The 17,236-nt window shown below is 39.3% G+C and carries 23 protein-coding genes; 14 read left to right on the top strand and 9 right to left on the bottom strand.

Annotated elements, in window-relative coordinates:
• The first annotated feature begins 138 nt into the window (after positions 1 to 138).
• The 9 genes from PF327_RS09775 to PF327_RS09735 all read left to right on the top strand — a co-directional run bounded on the left by PF327_RS09775 (position 139) and on the right by PF327_RS09735 (position 6,666).
• Positions 139 to 708: a carbon monoxide dehydrogenase beta subunit family protein gene (locus PF327_RS09775; RefSeq protein WP_008242081.1), complete on the top strand. Its 570-nt coding sequence runs from the start codon at positions 139 to 141 to the stop codon at positions 706 to 708.
• Between the two features lie 9 nt (positions 709 to 717).
• On the top strand, positions 718 to 1,920 hold the full coding sequence (locus tag PF327_RS09770) for a transketolase C-terminal domain-containing protein (RefSeq protein ID WP_008242082.1): 1,203 nt from the start codon (positions 718 to 720) through the stop codon (positions 1,918 to 1,920).
• A gap of 1 nt (position 1,921) precedes the next feature.
• Positions 1,922 to 2,791, top strand: a complete 870-nt coding sequence (locus PF327_RS09765; protein ID WP_008242083.1) for a thiamine pyrophosphate-dependent enzyme — start codon at positions 1,922 to 1,924, stop codon at positions 2,789 to 2,791.
• Positions 2,791 to 3,492, top strand: coding sequence for a 2-oxoacid:ferredoxin oxidoreductase subunit gamma family protein (locus PF327_RS09760; protein ID WP_289402376.1), 702 nt, complete (start codon positions 2,791 to 2,793; stop codon positions 3,490 to 3,492). The genes PF327_RS09765 and PF327_RS09760 overlap by 1 nt, the downstream gene beginning before the upstream one ends.
• Before the next feature lie 112 nt (positions 3,493 to 3,604).
• Positions 3,605 to 4,576: a CobW family GTP-binding protein gene (locus PF327_RS09755; protein WP_289402375.1), complete on the top strand. Its 972-nt coding sequence runs from the start codon at positions 3,605 to 3,607 to the stop codon at positions 4,574 to 4,576.
• A 184-nt stretch (positions 4,577 to 4,760) separates the two neighbouring features.
• The gene (locus tag PF327_RS09750) at positions 4,761 to 4,928 is read left to right on the top strand and encodes a hypothetical protein (protein WP_289402374.1); all 168 of its coding nucleotides are present in this window, start codon (positions 4,761 to 4,763) and stop codon (positions 4,926 to 4,928) included.
• Positions 4,929 to 4,979: 51 nt separating this feature from the next.
• Complete coding sequence (locus PF327_RS09745) at positions 4,980 to 5,495, top strand: ArsI/CadI family heavy metal resistance metalloenzyme (protein ID WP_289402373.1); 516 nt, start codon at positions 4,980 to 4,982, stop codon at positions 5,493 to 5,495.
• Between the two features lie 149 nt (positions 5,496 to 5,644).
• Entirely contained in the window at positions 5,645 to 6,028 is a 384-nt protein-coding gene (locus tag PF327_RS09740) for a hypothetical protein (RefSeq protein WP_289402372.1), read from the top strand.
• A 38-nt stretch (positions 6,029 to 6,066) separates the two neighbouring features.
• On the top strand, positions 6,067 to 6,666 hold the full coding sequence (locus PF327_RS09735; RefSeq protein WP_008242092.1) for a trimeric intracellular cation channel family protein: 600 nt from the start codon (positions 6,067 to 6,069) through the stop codon (positions 6,664 to 6,666).
• Between the two features lies 1 nt (position 6,667).
• Here PF327_RS09735 and PF327_RS09730 read toward each other — a convergent pair whose 3' ends face one another.
• On the bottom strand, positions 6,668 to 7,159 hold the full coding sequence (locus tag PF327_RS09730) for a YcxB family protein (RefSeq protein ID WP_289402370.1): 492 nt from the start codon (positions 7,157 to 7,159) through the stop codon (positions 6,668 to 6,670).
• A gap of 99 nt (positions 7,160 to 7,258) precedes the next feature.
• On the opposite strand from PF327_RS09730, the gene PF327_RS09725 reads away from it, so the two are divergent.
• Positions 7,259 to 7,591, top strand: coding sequence for a hypothetical protein (locus PF327_RS09725; RefSeq protein ID WP_008242100.1), 333 nt, complete (start codon positions 7,259 to 7,261; stop codon positions 7,589 to 7,591).
• A complete protein-coding gene (locus tag PF327_RS09720; protein ID WP_289402369.1) occupies positions 7,569 to 8,267 on the top strand; it encodes a pirin family protein in 699 nt (232 codons plus the stop codon). The genes PF327_RS09725 and PF327_RS09720 overlap by 23 nt, the downstream gene beginning before the upstream one ends.
• Before the next feature lie 41 nt (positions 8,268 to 8,308).
• Here PF327_RS09720 and PF327_RS09715 read toward each other — a convergent pair whose 3' ends face one another.
• Both PF327_RS09715 and PF327_RS09710 read right to left on the bottom strand, forming a co-directional pair.
• Positions 8,309 to 8,908 (bottom strand): NAD(P)H-dependent oxidoreductase, encoded by a 600-nt coding sequence (locus PF327_RS09715; RefSeq protein WP_289402368.1) that lies wholly within the window; start codon positions 8,906 to 8,908, stop codon positions 8,309 to 8,311.
• 11 nt (positions 8,909 to 8,919) lie between these two features.
• Complete coding sequence (locus tag PF327_RS09710; protein WP_289402367.1) at positions 8,920 to 9,618, bottom strand: hypothetical protein; 699 nt, start codon at positions 9,616 to 9,618, stop codon at positions 8,920 to 8,922.
• A 160-nt stretch (positions 9,619 to 9,778) separates the two neighbouring features.
• On the opposite strand from PF327_RS09710, the gene PF327_RS09705 reads away from it, so the two are divergent.
• A complete protein-coding gene (locus PF327_RS09705) occupies positions 9,779 to 10,777 on the top strand; it encodes a flavin monoamine oxidase family protein (protein WP_289402366.1) in 999 nt (332 codons plus the stop codon).
• An 18-nt stretch (positions 10,778 to 10,795) separates the two neighbouring features.
• On the opposite strand, the gene PF327_RS09700 is transcribed toward PF327_RS09705, so the two are convergent.
• Positions 10,796 to 11,263, bottom strand: a complete 468-nt coding sequence (locus PF327_RS09700) for a leucine-rich repeat domain-containing protein (protein WP_289402365.1) — start codon at positions 11,261 to 11,263, stop codon at positions 10,796 to 10,798.
• Between the two features lie 208 nt (positions 11,264 to 11,471).
• Between PF327_RS09700 and PF327_RS09695 the strand changes: the two genes are divergently transcribed.
• Positions 11,472 to 11,675 carry a DUF1289 domain-containing protein gene (locus PF327_RS09695; RefSeq protein WP_289402364.1) on the top strand — a complete coding sequence of 68 codons (204 nt, stop codon included), beginning with the start codon at positions 11,472 to 11,474 and terminating at the stop codon, positions 11,673 to 11,675.
• Here the strand turns inward: PF327_RS09695 and PF327_RS09690 are convergent.
• The gene (locus PF327_RS09690; protein WP_289402362.1) at positions 11,672 to 12,304 is read right to left on the bottom strand and encodes an alpha/beta hydrolase; all 633 of its coding nucleotides are present in this window, start codon (positions 12,302 to 12,304) and stop codon (positions 11,672 to 11,674) included. The genes PF327_RS09695 and PF327_RS09690 overlap by 4 nt on opposite strands.
• Before the next feature lie 150 nt (positions 12,305 to 12,454).
• Here PF327_RS09690 and PF327_RS09685 point away from each other — a divergent pair, with 150 nt between their 5' ends.
• Entirely contained in the window at positions 12,455 to 12,913 is a 459-nt protein-coding gene (locus PF327_RS09685) for a YchJ family protein (RefSeq protein WP_008242112.1), read from the top strand.
• Positions 12,914 to 13,038: 125 nt separating this feature from the next.
• Here PF327_RS09685 and PF327_RS09680 read toward each other — a convergent pair whose 3' ends face one another.
• From PF327_RS09680 to PF327_RS09665, 4 genes are all read right to left on the bottom strand, one after another.
• The gene (locus tag PF327_RS09680) at positions 13,039 to 14,187 is read right to left on the bottom strand and encodes an iron-containing alcohol dehydrogenase (protein ID WP_289402361.1); all 1,149 of its coding nucleotides are present in this window, start codon (positions 14,185 to 14,187) and stop codon (positions 13,039 to 13,041) included.
• 56 nt (positions 14,188 to 14,243) lie between these two features.
• Positions 14,244 to 15,257, bottom strand: a complete 1,014-nt coding sequence (locus PF327_RS09675; RefSeq protein ID WP_289402360.1) for a sodium:calcium antiporter — start codon at positions 15,255 to 15,257, stop codon at positions 14,244 to 14,246.
• 207 nt (positions 15,258 to 15,464) lie between these two features.
• Positions 15,465 to 16,640 (bottom strand): patatin-like phospholipase family protein, encoded by a 1,176-nt coding sequence (locus PF327_RS09670; RefSeq protein WP_289402359.1) that lies wholly within the window; start codon positions 16,638 to 16,640, stop codon positions 15,465 to 15,467.
• A gap of 121 nt (positions 16,641 to 16,761) precedes the next feature.
• Positions 16,762 to 17,217 (bottom strand): cupin domain-containing protein, encoded by a 456-nt coding sequence (locus PF327_RS09665; RefSeq protein WP_289402358.1) that lies wholly within the window; start codon positions 17,215 to 17,217, stop codon positions 16,762 to 16,764.
• Positions 17,218 to 17,236 lie beyond the last annotated feature (19 nt).

The following is a 17,236-nucleotide window of genomic DNA, read 5'->3' as shown; positions in this document are numbered from 1 at the left end:
CAGATGTAAAGGGTGTGCACTTTGTGTGTACGTTTGTTCTGATATGCTTGATCGTAATTGTATTACGATGGAAATGGCTGGTCACGAAGAATAAATCTAGACTCTAGATTTAATTTAAATTTTTAATTAGGAGAAGTTATGGCAAACCAAGGTCCTGCGTATTATTCACCGTATCCTGCGGCTACGTATGAAGGTGTAATCACACCACCAGAAGGGAAAGCACTTTTGTTGGAAGATGTGGTTGATGAAGAAACTGCAATGAGAGAAGTTGCAAGAGTGATGTTGACAAGTGAAAATGCAACTATTTTCCCTGGTCCTCAAGTATTATATGGTTGGAATGAAGAAGCGAAGAAAAAAGCTACACTTATTAAAGAGATGTCAGAAGTTCTTAACGCTAAAATGATCCCAATGTATGATTACAGACCAAAGTATCCAAAAATTGATGCTGAAGTTGAGATCAACCCAAATCACCCGAACTTAACAATTTGGCATAATAACATTAAAGCTGCAATTTTCATTGGTGTTCACTGTCACTATGCAAACGTTGCATTAAAAATTGTAAGAGCAGAGACTGATTGTTATACAATCGCAATCTGTGGTTTGTCAGGGCATGAAGATGCAATGGCTACATTAAGAGACCAGCACTCTCACGAACTTGAAAAATTCATCAAGATCGCTAAAGAAGTAAAAGCTGAGTTGGGAAAGTAGGAGATAAGAATGAGTAAAATTACTGATATGACTAAAACACACAACTGGTCTGGACAAAAACTAGTTTCTATAGACCATATGCTTTTTGAAGCTCCTAGAACTAAGCACTTTATGACAGGTTCTGAGGTTTTAAAAGAAGCTGTTAAACGTGCAACGGTTGATGCTTCTGTATCATACCCAATTACACCACAATCTGAAGCAGCACACCTTATCGGTGAGCTTTGGGCTGAAGGTTATGTTGGTGTTTATTTCCGTGGTGAAAACGAATTTGGTGTAATGTCTGAGGTTGCAGGTTGTTCAATGGCAGGTGCTAGAACAATTACAACTACTTCAGGTCCTGGTACACTTAGAGCAATGGAAAACTTTGCACAGTGGTCAGGTACAAGAGCTCCAATGCAACTGGTACTAATGGCACGTGGTATTAACTCCCCACTTACTATTCAGCCAGACAACTTGGAAGTACAATACCTTCTAGAGACTGGATGTATGATCTGGTATGCTGAGAACGTACAAGAACTATTTGATATGTCACTAGCAGCGTTCACAGTTGCAGAACAACCAGATGTTCACGTTCCAATTATTACCGCAGTAGATGGATTCTTTGTATCCCACACTCGTGAAGCTGTTGAACTACCAGATGATGATATCGCACTTCAACCGTATGATCCATATGCGGCTCCACTACCTCCAATAGACTCTGAGATGCCTCCAGGAAGATTCCTAAGAGATCCATTTGTTATGAAGTCTAACTATATCTCTTATGCTACGCATGCATCTTGGCAGTGGGAGATCAGATCTGCAGTTGAAAGATCTAAAAGATACGCTAGACACCTACTTAACGGATTGGTACATATTACTGGTAACGAAGATGCTGAAATTGCATTTGTTACTTGTGGTACTGCTTCTAACCAAGCAAAAGAGGGTCAAAGAGAGCTAGAGAAACTTGGTATCAAATCTAAAGTTATCAAGCTAAGAACGATCAGACCTTTCCCAGAAGAAGAGCTTATAGAAGCACTTGAAGGTGTTAAGTATGTATTTGTTCCAGAATTCAACGTTGTTGGTTGGTTAGCAAACGAAGTTAAAGCTAAGCTTTATGGAAAAGTTGATGTTAACATTCACGCAGGACCAAGAGTTGCGGGTGGTATGAGTTTACCTGCTGAAGCTATTATCCAAGAAGTTATGGAAGTAGTTAATCCAGGAAAAGGAGCATAATATGGCATTAGATATTTATAAAATTAATCCTGAATTTAGAGACATTATGCCAAAAGAGATCATTGAGCTTGAAGAAAACGCTACATGGGCGCAAAATCAAGAAAGACCTCGTGGTATTAAAGAACTCCCAGAAACAAAAGAGTTACTTGAAGAACACTCACTATGTGCTGGATGTCCAGAAGCGGCTACATTAAGATATGTACTTTCTGCATTGCCTAAGCCTGAGGATACAGTTATTGTAAACTCAACTGGTTGTACATCTTTGATGTTCCCACACATTGCACTTCATACAGTACACTCACTCTTTGGTAACCAAAATGCAGTTGCATCTGGTATCAAAAGAGTATTGGAGTGGAGATTCCCGGACACGCAAAAAGACGTTGTGGTTTTAGCGGGTGACGGTGCGACTGTTGATATCGGTCTTGACTATACACTTCAATCATTCTTTAGACAAGAAAAGATCACAACTATCTGTTTTGATAACGAAGTTTATGCAAACACAGGTGGTCAAGAGTCTGGTATGACGGCTAAAGGTCAAGTATTTAAAATGGCACCAACTGGTAAAAAGTTTGATAAAGTACCAATGTGGGAACTTGCTAAAACTTCTGGTTGTCACTATTCTGTAAACATGACTGGTTCTGCACCAAAAGCAGTAGCTAAAGCAGTTAGAGAAGCGATCTTGGTTGCTAGAGAAATCGGACCGACTTACCTCAATATCTATACACCTTGTATTCTTGAGATCGGACTAAGTGCGAATGAAGGACTTGGTGAAATGAAAGATCAAGATAAAGATAGATTTGCATCTTACAAACATGTTTCACCAGAAGCAGAAGAATACTTGAAAAAATGTAAAAAAGAGGGACTTTTATAATGGCAAAAGATTCAATTAAAATCAGAATGCCCGCTCTAGGTGGGCAAGGAGCGGTTACTGCGGCACATATCGCAGCAACTGCAGCGGACACAGAAGGTTACTACGCGGTATCTAACCCATTCTTTGGTGCTGAAAAAAGAATGGCTCCATCTGAGAGTTATACAAGAATCGGTACAGTGCCTATCTACGATAGAGGGGAAGTTATCTACCCTGATATCGTTATGATCTACCACCCACAAGTTATTACTATGGGTAAATCATATACTATGCCTTTTTACGCTGGTATTAAAGAGAATGGTCTTGTTATCATCAACTCTGATATAGATCTTTTAACTGATGAAGATAAAAAGTACCTTGACTCTTTAAATGTAAAAGTTCTTACTAGAGACTTTACTCAATTTGCTATCGACCAAGCTGGTACTGAGCTTGCTACAAACATGGCAATGTTGGGTGCATTATTTGGTGCTTTAGGTACTGTTAGTAAACCTGCTATTGAAGAAGGTATTAAAGACAGATTCCTTAAAAAATATACAGCTTCAGGTGGTACAGCTACACTTGACTCAGTTATTGAGAAAAAGTTTAAAAAGAAAATGGACCTGATCCAGAAAAACCTTGATACTGCATCTGCAGCATTCGACTTAACTGCTGAATGGTGTAAAGAAGTAGGTTTCGAACAAATGTTGGAAGCTCCAAAGAAGTAATACAAATCATACAACTGTGCTTTAAGCACAGTTGTTACTTTAACACTACATACGATACATTACGTATTAATAAACTCCACTCAATTACAATTTAATTTTAAGGTACATACACATGATACAATCATTTATACTTACGGGATTTTTAGGTGTTGGTAAAACTACCATGCTCACGAATACAGTCAAAGAACATTTTTCCGATAAAAAAGTGGCTATTATCGTAAACGAATTTGGCGATATTGGTGTAGATGGCAATATACTGAAGAATGTACACAGTGAAGTACTTGAAATTTCAGAAGGGTGTATCTGTTGTCAATTGGCTCAAGAGTTTGAAAGCGGTGTCATAGAGATCATGAATAAATATAATCCTGAGATCATATTTGTTGAGACCTCAGGTGCATCTGAGCCTTTTCCTATCTTTTTATCGCTTCAAAACCTTGGTATCTCTGTTGAGGGTGTCATATGTGTTGTCGATGCTAAAAACTTTGACTCCTATAAAGAGAATTCAACGGCAAAATATCAAATTGGCGGTTCCAATATCCTTGTACTCAATAAGACTGACCTGGTAACTGAGGATGAATTAGAAGCGGTAAAGAAAGATGTGATCGAGATCAAAGAAAAGTACAATATTAAGAACACACTTACAGGTAAAAAGATATTTAATAACTATGTGATCAATCAAGCCCAACAGGGTATCGTCCATAAAGAAGTTTTTGAGGGTGTCTACAAAGTCGATGAGATTATCGGATTGGCAAAAGAGTATGAACGTCTTGACCATACGGCACAAGATTCGATCACCCAAAAAGTGGTTTATTTAAAAGATGATATTGCATTCTCGGATGTCGATGCAGTGTTAAAATCACTTCCAAAAAGTATTTACAGGGTGAAAGGTGTCGTGAAAACAAAAGATGTTCCAAACCCTATCGTGATAAACTATGCATTTGGTAATGATTCATACGAAGAGCTAGAGAATTATACGGAACGGTCGATTATGATATTCATCGGTGAATCTATAGACGATGATGTCAATCTCTTATGTGAAAAGTTTGATTTTTTAAATCTGCCTAGATTTAGAATGACCAAATAGTTTACTGTAAATTATTTTCATGCCATTTGGCAGTTTATGCCAAATGTACATGTAATTCCCTTCCATACAATATTTTCCGCACGTTTTCAATACAATGGTTTTTGAATGTTCCTATGAAATGTCAGTTTGTAATTTGTGTGATAATACGCTAGAATGAGTTATACATTACATATTTGGAGTCACTATGGAACTTTTACCTGTTATATCATTCTCTCTTGTCATTTTGTTTGTCGTAGTAGGTGGATATGTCTTTATGTTTCTCCATGTGATGAGATCTGATCCAAGAGAATTGGAGTTTAGAAAAAATGTGGGGCAAGATGCAAGGCTGGTACCACATACTTACAAAGAATAAATCATTCCTACTATCACTTATCATCTATAAATCAATGCAAAAGGATACGCAATGAACGAAAAAAGAAGACTGCATATACATATGTCAGTAGACAATATAGAAGAGAGTATTGCTTTTTACTCTACTCAGTTTGGAACAGAACCCACAAAAGTCAAAGAGGATTATGCCCAATGGTTGGTAGATGATCTCTCACTTAATTTTGCTATATCAACAAGAGGGTATGAAAAAGGTGTCAATCATTTGGGTGTACAGTATGAGAGTGATGATGCACTATCGCATGCACAGCAGAGCTTCGAGGAGAAAGGGATCAAAGGTAAAGTGGAAGAGGGTGCAGTCTGCTGCTACAAATCCTCAAATAAATATTGGGTCACTGATCCTACCGGTATGATATGGGAAAATTATCACTCTATGGATGATGTGGAAGTATTTGGTATAGATGGTTCTGATACTGCGGATGGTTGTTGTGTACCAACATTTGGTAAATTTAGCGAAACACCATCATGTGCACCGACTAAAAATGATGATTCATGTTGTAGTTCAGATTCAGATGCATGTTGTGCCTCATAGCATTTAGATAGCGTATAAAACTCTCATAATGAAACGCCCAAAGCCATAAAATATGAATTGACCTATGAAATTACACATTTATTACATTTACAGTGTATACTATGAGAATAATCCATACATGCATGGATCAATATAGAAAGGAATAGGTCATGAAATATTTTTTAAAACTCTCTCTTTTTTCGATGGCTCTCTTGTTTATGCAAGGATGTGCAACACATCAAAAATTTGTTAACAAATATAACGCCTGGGTCGGACAGGATATCAATGATTTAATTAAAAAGATAGGATATCCGGACAGTACCTATATCCTACCAAATAAAAACAAAGTCTATGTTTATGAAAGATCTAGAATTTACACTTACCCTTCAATGTCGATAGGATATGGACATTGGCCATATTATCATGGTGGCTACGGTATGTACTCTTATGGCTCTGATGTTGTCCAACGAACCTGTAAACTCTATCTTGAGACCAACAAACATGGCATCATTGTAAAATGGGGTTCACGGGGCAATGCCTGTGTATCCAACTAGTAGAACGATCTTGAAATTGATAGATAAGGCAGCACTGTATGTTTGAGATCGCAGAGTATATCGGTATCATCGCTTTTGCCAGTTCGGGTTTTTTTGTGGCTGTACGAAACCAACTTGATTTTCTGGGTACATTGATCTCGGTATTTCTTACCGCACTGGGTGGAGGGATCATCAGAGATGTCGCTGTAGATAAAATGCCTTATACCTTTACACACAATGCACCTGCACTTACCATTCTTATCGTTATGATCCTCCTGATCGTATTTAGATTCAACAAAAGAGACAGTATAGAGAACAAATCATTTTTTATACTGAGCGATTCCATAGGGCTGATCTCATTTAGTATTACGGGTGCACTGATAGCCATAGAAGCGGGGTTGAATCTTACAGGTGTTTTGGCCCTATCTTTTGTGACGGCAGTGGGAGGAGGGATCATCAGAGATGTGATCATCAATGAAATTCCTTTTGTACTCAAGACTGGATTTTATGGGACGATCGCACTTCTGATAGGTTTGACGCTCTATGTGTTAAATCTGTACGAAATGATCTCTTATTATACACTGATCACAGTCTTTACAGCGGGGATGGTACTTAGACTGATCGCATATTATAAGAAATGGGCTATTCCGATGCTATAAGTTAAGTTTGAGGAATATATTTCTTCAGATAGGCATCGAGCTCTTTTTTCTGTACTTCACTTATAGCACGGAGAGGAATGACATTGAATTGGCGAGGATTCGTATATAGTAGATAAAACTTCTCATCATTTTTCCACTTAGAAAATGTACTCCATGGGATAGAAGCATTTTTACTCTTTTTATCTAACTTGATACCTTTACCTGAGATATGCAGCGTGACCTCATTTGGCAGAGTAGAACTTTTTTGATAGACGTTTTTGGACTGATAAGCAGAAAGCATACGTACAAAAAGCATATAAAAAGAGATAGAAAAAAATGCAGCGATCATATTGGTCAAAATCTCACGGGTATTTGAAAAGTCAGTTCCGACGATCACAATGAGAGTAGCCAATATGACATAGATTGCAAATAAAAATACTCTTTTTCCTCTTTTATGATGTAAATTGACTGCCTGTAGGTATTCATCTTGGGTGAGTTGGTAGGTGATATTCATGGTCTGCCTTAGGATAATGTGATGGGTATTATACAATGATTACATATATAGTACACAGAGTGCTTGATATGATACATAATCAATGTGGAAGGAGCCAACATGTTATATAAGGTTAAAGCGAAAATAGATAAACTAAAATTGAAAGATTTTTTTACGGCACTGACTGATGGTAGTATCGATGATCTAGAACCTGAAGGTTCCTATATTGTCAATGCGATGCAAAGAGCGTTAATGACAGATCCTGTGACATTGGAATGGTATCAGACATGTCACTGTGAGACACCACTTAAGCATGAAAGAGAAATGGTCTATGATAGATACCTCAATGACATTGAAACTACTTTGGTCTATGAAGAGAAAAAAGACATCAAAGGTAGATCATTTTGGGATTTTTTAGAGGAGAGTTTTTTTGACGACTCATATAGCTACTGACAGACTTTATACTGCGGATCATGGCTGGCTGAAAAGCAGGTTTCATTTTTCATTTGCCGAATATTATAATCGGGAGAATATTCATTATGGTGTACTGCGTGTGATGAATGATGACATTATCCAGCCCCATACAGGTTTTGGTACGCATCCACACGAAGATATGGAGATCATTACGTATGTGATACGTGGAGAACTGACACATCAAGACAGTATGGGAAATAAAGAGAGTTTGGGACGCGGATCTCTGCAGTACCTGAGTGCAGGTACAGGTATCACTCACTCTGAAAAAAATGAAGGCGATGAAGAGGTACACCTTATACAGACATGGATTCTCCCTCACGCTAAAGGTCTTCAACCCCAGTATGGTTCAAGGGTGTTTGACTCTGAAGAACGTCATAATCAATGGCTGCATCTTATAGCACCACAAGGTACACCTGATATTATCAATATCTATCAGGATGCAAATATGTATGTTACGGAGTTAGATCAAAACAAAACACTTACCTTTGAACTGGGCAAAGAGAGACAGCTCTATGTGAAACTCATGGAGGGTGACGCCAAGATCAACGGTATAGACTTTAAAGAGGGTGACGCCGCTGAGGTTTCAGACGATGATCTGCATGTTGAAGCTCTGAGCAATGTACATATACTTTTAGTGGAGATGAAAAGAGCATAGTTGGGTTACACCCCAAAGAGATGTAACAACCAAAAAGATATCTATCGACTGGTTATAAAATTTCTTTCCAATGTATCTTTGAAGCGTTTGAGCTCAGCATCTATATCCAAGTTCTCTTTAAACACATCATGTATCGCATAGGTTTCCAGCGGTTCCGCACCGCAAAATTGGAAGAGTTTATGTGTGGCAACATTCGCCTCATCTAATGTGAGCCCATCAAAGAAACCCTCTTTGTTGTCAAATTCGCTCTCAGGACAGTTATAGGTGAGACTTAACATATATTTTTTACCCTGCATCAGTCCGCCGCTCCCATACTTTTTAGACGGATCTTCTTTACTTCTGCCGTCGCTGACAAAGGTGACGGTATTTATACCTCCAGAGAAAACTTCATCGATGTATTTTTTAGTGATCCAAGGTACTCCCATCCAAAAAACAGGATATTGAAACAGAATATAATCCGCCCAGGCAAATTTATCAAGCTCGTCTTGGACATCATAGGCACCTTCAACCATACTCTCTTTCACATTGAACCCATGTTGGGTAAAAAAATCGCCGGCAGTGTCTACAAAGAGTTTGGTCAACCTTCCTTCTGCAATTTTATCATATCTTTGATGTCCGTTGATGATCAGTACATTTTTCATAGTCTCTCCTTTTATTTTTGAGTGAAATTCTTCATCATCTCTTGCATCTGCAGGATCTGTTCAGGGGTCATTTGAGGTATTTGAGAGGGATCTCCCTGTTGCATGGTAGTGATCGGAAAATCAGGTAATTTCAGATCTTTATCAGAGATAGACACATTCAAGTGAATATCCCTGGCTTCTACTGTATGGGTGAGCCCCATCATATGGGTTACAGATCTTAGTATGATCCCTTTGTAGAGCCAGAGTTTTATCTGTTGGGTTTCCCATATTTCGCAATCATAGCCAAATAAGGTCTCATTCCCGATTTTTTCACCGCCCATGGAGCGTATCATCTCTTTAGCATTTTTGGCAAGATCTTTATACTGAGAACGTATCAACATCTCAGGATCATACTGTTGAATGCTCTTTTTCTGATAATCCACGATATAGACTTTGTCATGATCGATCTTTGTGGTCTGACGGCTATATGCCTCTCTACCCATGATCACAGATTTGGTGGTCTCATCATGGAGTTCTACATTCCCCCACTCTTTGAAAACTATTTTTCTTTTGCCCTCAGTTTGGGTTTGTATCCCCATGACATTACCACTGCTGCTGGTAGCATATTCAATGATAGCAGACTGAATCTCATAACGTTTTGTCTCTGCGTGAAGGGTGTGTGTAGCCAATATAAGTATAAATAGTAGACCCCATAGTTTCATCTGCTTCATTCTGTCTCCTTTTTATCATTATAACTTATTCTGTCACACTTTTGAAATAAAAATAGAATCATCTATATATTGATCGCTCTTGGGAGGTTTACAAAAAGAATACCTTGCATCCAAAAGGTGCTTTTACCTCTCTCTCATGATCATTGGTTACAATGGCGGAATGAAGAAAAAGAAATTAGTGATTATCGGAGCAGGGCTGAGTGGATTAGTGAGTGGCGTGCTGCTGCAAGATAGATATGATGTAACGATCATAGAAGCACGTCATCGTACAGGTGGACGGATCATGGAGATGGGTGGACATGATATGGGACCCTCTTGGATTTGGCCACATCAAAAAAACATTCTAAAGCTCATAGAGACATTGGATTTATCACTCTTTTCACAATATACGGAGGGACTTGCTTCGTATGATGCCCCTGATGGTGTACAACACTTTAGACCCTCTCAAACAGCGCCTTCTTTCCGTATCAAAGGCGGTATCACTCAAATGGTCATGGCTTTGCAAAAGAGACTTGAAACCCCTGTCCATCTTAATGAAAAGGTTCTCTCTTTAACGCAATCAGGTGAAATGATAGTGGTTGAGACGACAGAGAGAACGTATGAGGCAGATAGGGTGATCTCGACACTGCCTCCACGTTTGGCTGTAGAAAACATGGTATATGCTCCTGCCTTACCTGAGACACTTCATACACAACTGCAGAACATACCTACATGGATGGGATATGCTGCCAAGTGCGTGATTGAATATGCTGATGCCTTTTGGAGAGATGAGGGTTTGAGTGGTTTTGCCATTTCTCATCTGGGACCATTGGGTGAGATACATGATGCCTGTACTCATGAGAAAGCAGCACTCTTTGGTTTTGTACACAGTACTTCGAAGTATGAAAACTTTGAAGAAGATGTCATTCAACAACTTACTCGACTTTATGGAAGAAAAGCTTCCAATCCTATTAATTTCCATCTTGTAGACTGGAAAAAAGAGCCCTATACGTCAACACCTTTGGATGCTATGCCTCTGCGTGAGCATCCTTCCTATGGATTCAATGCAACACATTTTGACGGCCAGCTGATCTTTTCAGGTACAGAGAGTAGCTTTGTAGAAGGTGGGTATTTGGAGGGGGCAGTCACTTCAGCACTTGGATTATTGAAACGTCTATAGTTTTGGGTAGATATGAAATTATATTTTTATCACAAGCAGGTTACTAAAAGTATCAAGTATATTTACATCTTGAATAGGATTATCTTTTAGATCCAGATAGACAAGGTTTTGTTGTGATGTCAGACTTGTAACATCTTGGATGTGATTGTTATGTGCAACCACTTTTTTGAGTGCTGTAAGGTGATGCAGAGGTGTAATATCTGTGATGTGATTTTCCTGAATAAAAAGAAATTTCATTTTTGCATGTGAACTCAAAGGGCTCAGGTCAGAGATCCTATTGTGGGAAAGCGACAGTTTATGCAGTTTTTTCAGTGATGAAAGTGGTGTAATATCGGAGATATGGTTATCAGAGAGGGAAAGCGTTTCAAGCCAAATGAGTGCAGCTAGCTCTGAAGGCACCTCTGTGAGTCCAAGACCACTGAGATCCAGGTATGTGAGTTTCTTTTTTTTACATAAAGCTATTTTTTCTAAAGCCTGCTTGTGCATAGTGTGATCCTGTTTTATTTACTGCAGAGATAATAGCATATTTTTTAAGAGGAGTGATAGTAAAACATAAGGAAGTGACGTCGATACCTTTTAGCCAAACTAAAGCGATCCCAAAGTAGTATGAAAACCAATACAACCGTACTTCTTTGATGGTGGTATGGAGAAAAGAAATTAAAACATTTATCGCAGTACTTAGAAGGAAATAATGATGATAGATCTAAACAAACCATGCATAAAAAAATGTTGTCTCAATGAAGATGATGTCTGTCTAGGGTGTTTTCGTACTTTTGACGATATGTGTCAATGGAACAAAGCAAATATAGAAGAAAAAACGCAGATGCTCAAAGTAGCACATAGAAGAAAAAAAGAACATATACTTAAGCATACATCCTTACAAAAACCTCGTCCTTAAAGTTTGTTTTTTATCCACTCTTTTATCATCATCAATTCATCTTCGGCAATAGTATGGTCTTTATCATAACTTTTAAATGTGATGTCAAACCCGCCATTTTGTAATATTTCAATTTGTGTTTTTGAGGTATTAAATGGGAGTATACCATCATAAGTCCCATGTGTACATAACCAGTTTGAAGTATTTACATTTGGGTTCATCTCTTGTAAAAGTGTGTCGACATCGTAGATATACCCGCTTACCGCGATGTACCCTGCAAGCACTTTTTCATATCTGGCCCCAAATTCAAAGGTGAGCAGGGCACCTTGAGAGAATCCGAACAAAAAGCTTTCCTCGGCATTGAACTCCTCTTCAAAAAGGGCATCAAAGATCTCTGTTAGGAGTGCACATGAATGTGTAATACCTTCTAACTGGTTGGGTGGCAGATCATACCACGAGTATCCTCCATAGTAACTATAGGGGGCATTGAGTAAAAGGTAGTTCATGTCATCAAGGTTGAGGTAGGGTGGTAAGAAGGTAAAGCCACGGGTTGAATCCCCGCGGCCGTGCAAAATGATCATAAGCTTTTTAGAAGGAACCTTGGAGTGGATAAAGATATTGTTCAGAGGTAAATGTTTATTTCTTGGCATTTTAGGGCTTCCTCCACTGAATTGATGCTTCATGTCAGAGTGTAGTATACTAAGTTTATATTATAAAATGCGTTTTATGGTATGATGCTGTCCCATATGGGTCACTCTCAGCAGTGGTCAAGAGATACTAGAGGATTTAAGGTTAAGAGGATGAAGTGTTATTGTAAAAGCGGATTAGATTTTTCAGAATGTTGTGAACCTATTTTAAGAGTGCAGAAGCCGGCAACGACGGCTCTGAGTCTTATGCGCTCACGCTATAGTGCCTACTGTTTGGGGGATGTAAACTATCTTCAGGCGACAACACATGATCATACATGGAGTGATGAAGAACTCAAATTTATACAAGACTGGGCAGATAACAGTCTGTGGCAGCATTTGGAGATCATTGAGTCTAGTGATGATATCGTGGAGTTTAAAGCCTATTATATTTTCGATCATGTGCAACATCTACATCATGAAAGATCCACTTTTATCAAAATAAACGATATGTACAAATATGTCGATGGTGAGATCTATGAGGATAAAGTAAAATTTACAAACAACCAAAAATGTATATGTGGAAGCGGAGTGAAATATAAACGTTGTTGTTTGCCGAAATTGAAAAAATAGACATAATTCAATAGTTATTATTTATAATCTACTAGAAACACTTGAATCTTATAAACAAAGAATATCAATATACTGTAGAAGTCTGCTAAAAGTAGTAGACTCCTGTATGTAAATCAGATCACAACCTACAATGCTTTTTCAAGAATCTCTTTTAACACATCTTTCGTATACATTTCAGCCAACCCGAAAGCTTCTGCATGCTCACAAGCATTCTCCACAATCAGATCAATATCACTTTTCTTTATCGAGAGTTGGGAAAGCCTGGTTGGGGTACCGACTTTGTTGAACCATGACTCCAATGCTTCTATTCCTTCCATCGCACCGGAAAGTCCAAACAGTTTTTGCGCGAAACGTTCGAACTGCGCTTCGTTCTGTGAAACGTACCATTTCATCCATGCCGGCATGACGACCGAAAGACCTGCACCGTGTGGTACATTGAAGAGTGCAGAAAGGGTATGCTCGATCATATGGTTTGGAAAACTGTACCCTTCTACTCCCAGATAGGTTGTACCGTTTAACGCCTGGGTCGCTGCCCACGCGAACTCCCCGCGTGCGTCATAGTTATCTGGGTCCGCCAGCAGTGTTTCAGTGGTTTTCATGACCGTGGCAATGTTCGCTTCGATATAAGCAGCAATGATATCTGGATGTGAGGATGCAGTAAAATACCCTTCGATAGAGTGGGCGATAATGTCTGAAGCAGAATAGACCAGGTACTCCTTCGAGACCGACTTTTGAAGTTCAGGATTGACGACGGATACCTTTGGATAGAGGTGCGGTGAAGCGATAGAGAATTTCTGCTTCGTTTCTTCATTCGTCACCACGGCAAAAGTGTTCATTTCACTCCCCGTGGCTGCAAGGGTGATAATGTCAAATACCGGCAGTGCCTTTTGAATAACACTTTTTCCGATAAAGAAATCCCACACATCACCGTCATACAGACTGCCGGCCGCTATGGCTTTTGCACTGTCCAATACAGAACCCCCACCGACACTGAGTATGGCATCAACACTGTGCTTTTTTGCCAGTTCTGTTGCTTCATAGACTTTTGATAGGACCGGGTTACTAACGATTCCTCCTAACTCAACAAATTCGATACCATTTGCTTCTAGGCTGGATATAACTATGTCGAACAGACCGTCTTTTTTGATACGATCACTTCCGTATGTCAATAAGACTTTTTTGATATTCTCTGCAGCGAGATACTCACCGATATTTTTTTCTTTGTCTCTTCCAAACTCTATTCTTGTTGGATTTTGATAAGTGAAATTGACCATTTCTACTCTCCTTGTTATGCTATGACTTATTATAGCCCATCATCCTCAAAATTTTGTTATCCCACTAAAGATAGGCTTACAAGTCCTCCTAAATATAGAATGAGTAACACTACACTTTCAAAACCAATATTTCCTGGCCCGTGACGTTCGCGATATATGAGTCCCATAAGAAGTACACTGGTCATCAACATCGAGTTGGCAAGCCAGAATTGCTCTGCACTTGAAACATCGGCATAAATTGGGCCTTCACGGTAGGCAATATCTGATGCGGCAATAAAAAGTGTGTCAAATGCATTGCCTCCGATAATGTCTCCTACAGCTAAATTCAGTGCACCCATGCGCACAGCGGTAATAGCGACCACAAGTTCGGGAATAGATGTCGACACAGCTGTAAATATACCACCGACGATTCCATCAGATAAACCAGATTTCTCTCCAAGAGGTATGGCTAGCTGCGCAAGTGACCAACCTGCCAAAGCAACGACTGTTCCGTAGAGGGTAAAGCGTATCCAAAGTTTCCAAATATGATTACCATGGCGACGACTTTTGTCTTCGGCTTCAGATGAAGTGTCTCTTGTTTTTTTGGGAAGCCACATTGGGGTTTCGTGCGTACGAGCCAGAAGATGTACACCAAATATATATATAATGATCAAAACAAATGTAGCAGGATGCACGCCGAAGATACTGATCGTAGGGACTGACAGTGCTAATGCATGTATGGCCAATAATGTAAGAAGGAAGGAGGACATAAAAAGATTTTCAGCGGATGCAGCTGCATGTTCAAGATTAGCACGTTTATAAGTGATATCGGCCAAAGCAAGAAATGCAGTTTGAGCCGCAATACCTCCTAATCCATTACTCACTGCCAGCTCTGCATATCCTGAAGCCGCAGCGGAGACGGAGGTAGTAATACCGGACAAAGATGTAGATGCACCAATAAACACTGCGCCCATAAGTGCTTCGCCTAATCCGGTACTTTGAGCGAGATCTCGGGCAGTTTTGGTCATCTTGATACCGAACCATCCGATAATTAAAGTAACGATAGTGAAGGCTGAAACTATGAATGGCAACGGCCAACTACCAAAATCTGTCAACTTATCCTCCTAGGATAATGAGCGATGCTTTCTCAAGCTTTTCCGGGATTTATGATCTGCATCATAGATATAAGTATCTGCTATCACTTACATTCGGCTTTCTATAATCACGTTTATTCATTGCATTATTTTTAGTATACAATATTTTAGACCAAATGCAAAAAAGAGTTTTGAACTTTATGATCAAAATTTAAGCGTTGTTTGCCAGGCTGAATTTGAACGCCCTTTTTCATAGCCTACTTGATAGAGTGCTTTCATATATTTTTTGTCAAAAAAATCTTCTAAAGGTACATCAAAACTCTTTGGAACATTGGTTATATGTATATGAAATCCATCACGTTTTGCCAGTGAGGTGATATTGACCAGGTCCCCAAGTCCATGGTATTTTGTCAAAGTATAAAATGAGCGCTCTGCAATATCAGCAAGTGAAAGAGAAACAGGTTTATACTCAGGGTCAATTTTGGTATTTCGTATCAGCCACATGTTTTTTTGAGGATACATATGTAACATACGCTGCAGCTTTCGAATATCGAGATCACGAGGATAGACAAAGATCTGTCTGGTTACACCACCGTCTACATGTACCTCCTGGTATTTTTTTCCATTGATCACAACATCTATGAGTACGGGTGGAAAGGCTCCTGGAATAGAAGCTGAGGCCAACATGATATCTCTGATAAGTTTTGGTGCATCTGAACGACCACTTAAAGCGATTTCAGTGATCTCCCAAACCACTGGACGCTGTGCATCAAGATTGGTAGTACCGATCTGCAGTAAACGTCCCTTTTTTGCCTCTTTTGCCAACTCTGCTACAAAATCGTCATTGATCTCTTCCGAGAGGATCTTTTTAAGTGGAGCTGTATCTCCTAGTGAAGCACCAAAGAGCGCTTCCATCGGCGATAATAAGACGATGTTCTTTTGTGAAGATTCTGTATAGAGTTTTTGTAGCACCTTATCATACTTTGGTCCCAAGAAAGCAAAAGGGGCGATCAGTGCACCGGTTGAAATACCTGTTACCACAGTAAACTCGGGTCTGTTACCACGTTCACTCCAGCCTTTCAAAAAACCTGCACCATACGCACCGTCCTCGGCACCACCTGAAAGGGCAAGTATATCTATTCTTTTACGAAAATTTTTATTGGCTCCGAGTCTTTTGATATTGTCCCTTGTATAGGTATATTGTGCTGTTTTATCACCCCAGTATCGTATATGTTTATACCCTGCAACCTTAGCATTTTGATACGCTGTAACACTTGGTGCTTCATAGGTACGTGACTTGAATGAACAGGCAGTCAATAGCAGTGTCAATGTGACCATACCAATAAGCCTGATATAGAGATGAGGGAACAGACGAAACAATACAACTCCTTTTCATTGCACTATACTACAACATTTTTGTTTTAGTATAACTAGGGATAGAAGCGCTTTTGTAAAGTTTTGTACCATCTCTGGAAGTATGCATAGCTATACTTCCCAAGATCTACTCTCTCGTCTCTTTGATCACTTCAAAAGCATCGATAGGCTCTTCAAATGCGATGAAGAGTACACACGGCTCTTCACCTTTTTCACAATAGGCTGTATGTGGATGCTTGGATGGGCCGTAGGCATACATACCTTTTGTGAGCAGTTCACTCTCCTGGTTGTCATAGGTAATGGTCATTTTTCCTGATACCAGTACCATCCGTTCTGCTGAAGTATGCCAGTGATGCGGAATAGCATAATCAGCCGGAACTTTAAAGAAAATATCCAGGTTCTCTTTGGCAGGATCCCCATGGAGTATGGCTATCTTGCACGCTTCACCGAGAAATGCAGGGCAAGGTCCCCATGCTATGGATTTATCATGATGTGAAAAGCTCAGTGCCGGACCATTTGCAACTGTGTCACACATAGACAGTGACGTAAATACAAACAAACTTAATAGTATTTTTTGTAGCATTTTATTTCTCTTTTTTTGG

The sequence above is a fragment of the Sulfurovum xiamenensis genome (assembly GCF_030347995.1).
Taxonomy (GTDB): Bacteria; Campylobacterota; Campylobacteria; order Campylobacterales; family Sulfurovaceae; genus Sulfurovum; species Sulfurovum xiamenensis.
Note: the sequence above shows the minus strand (reverse complement) of the source record. Positions and strands in the feature narration are given on the sequence as shown.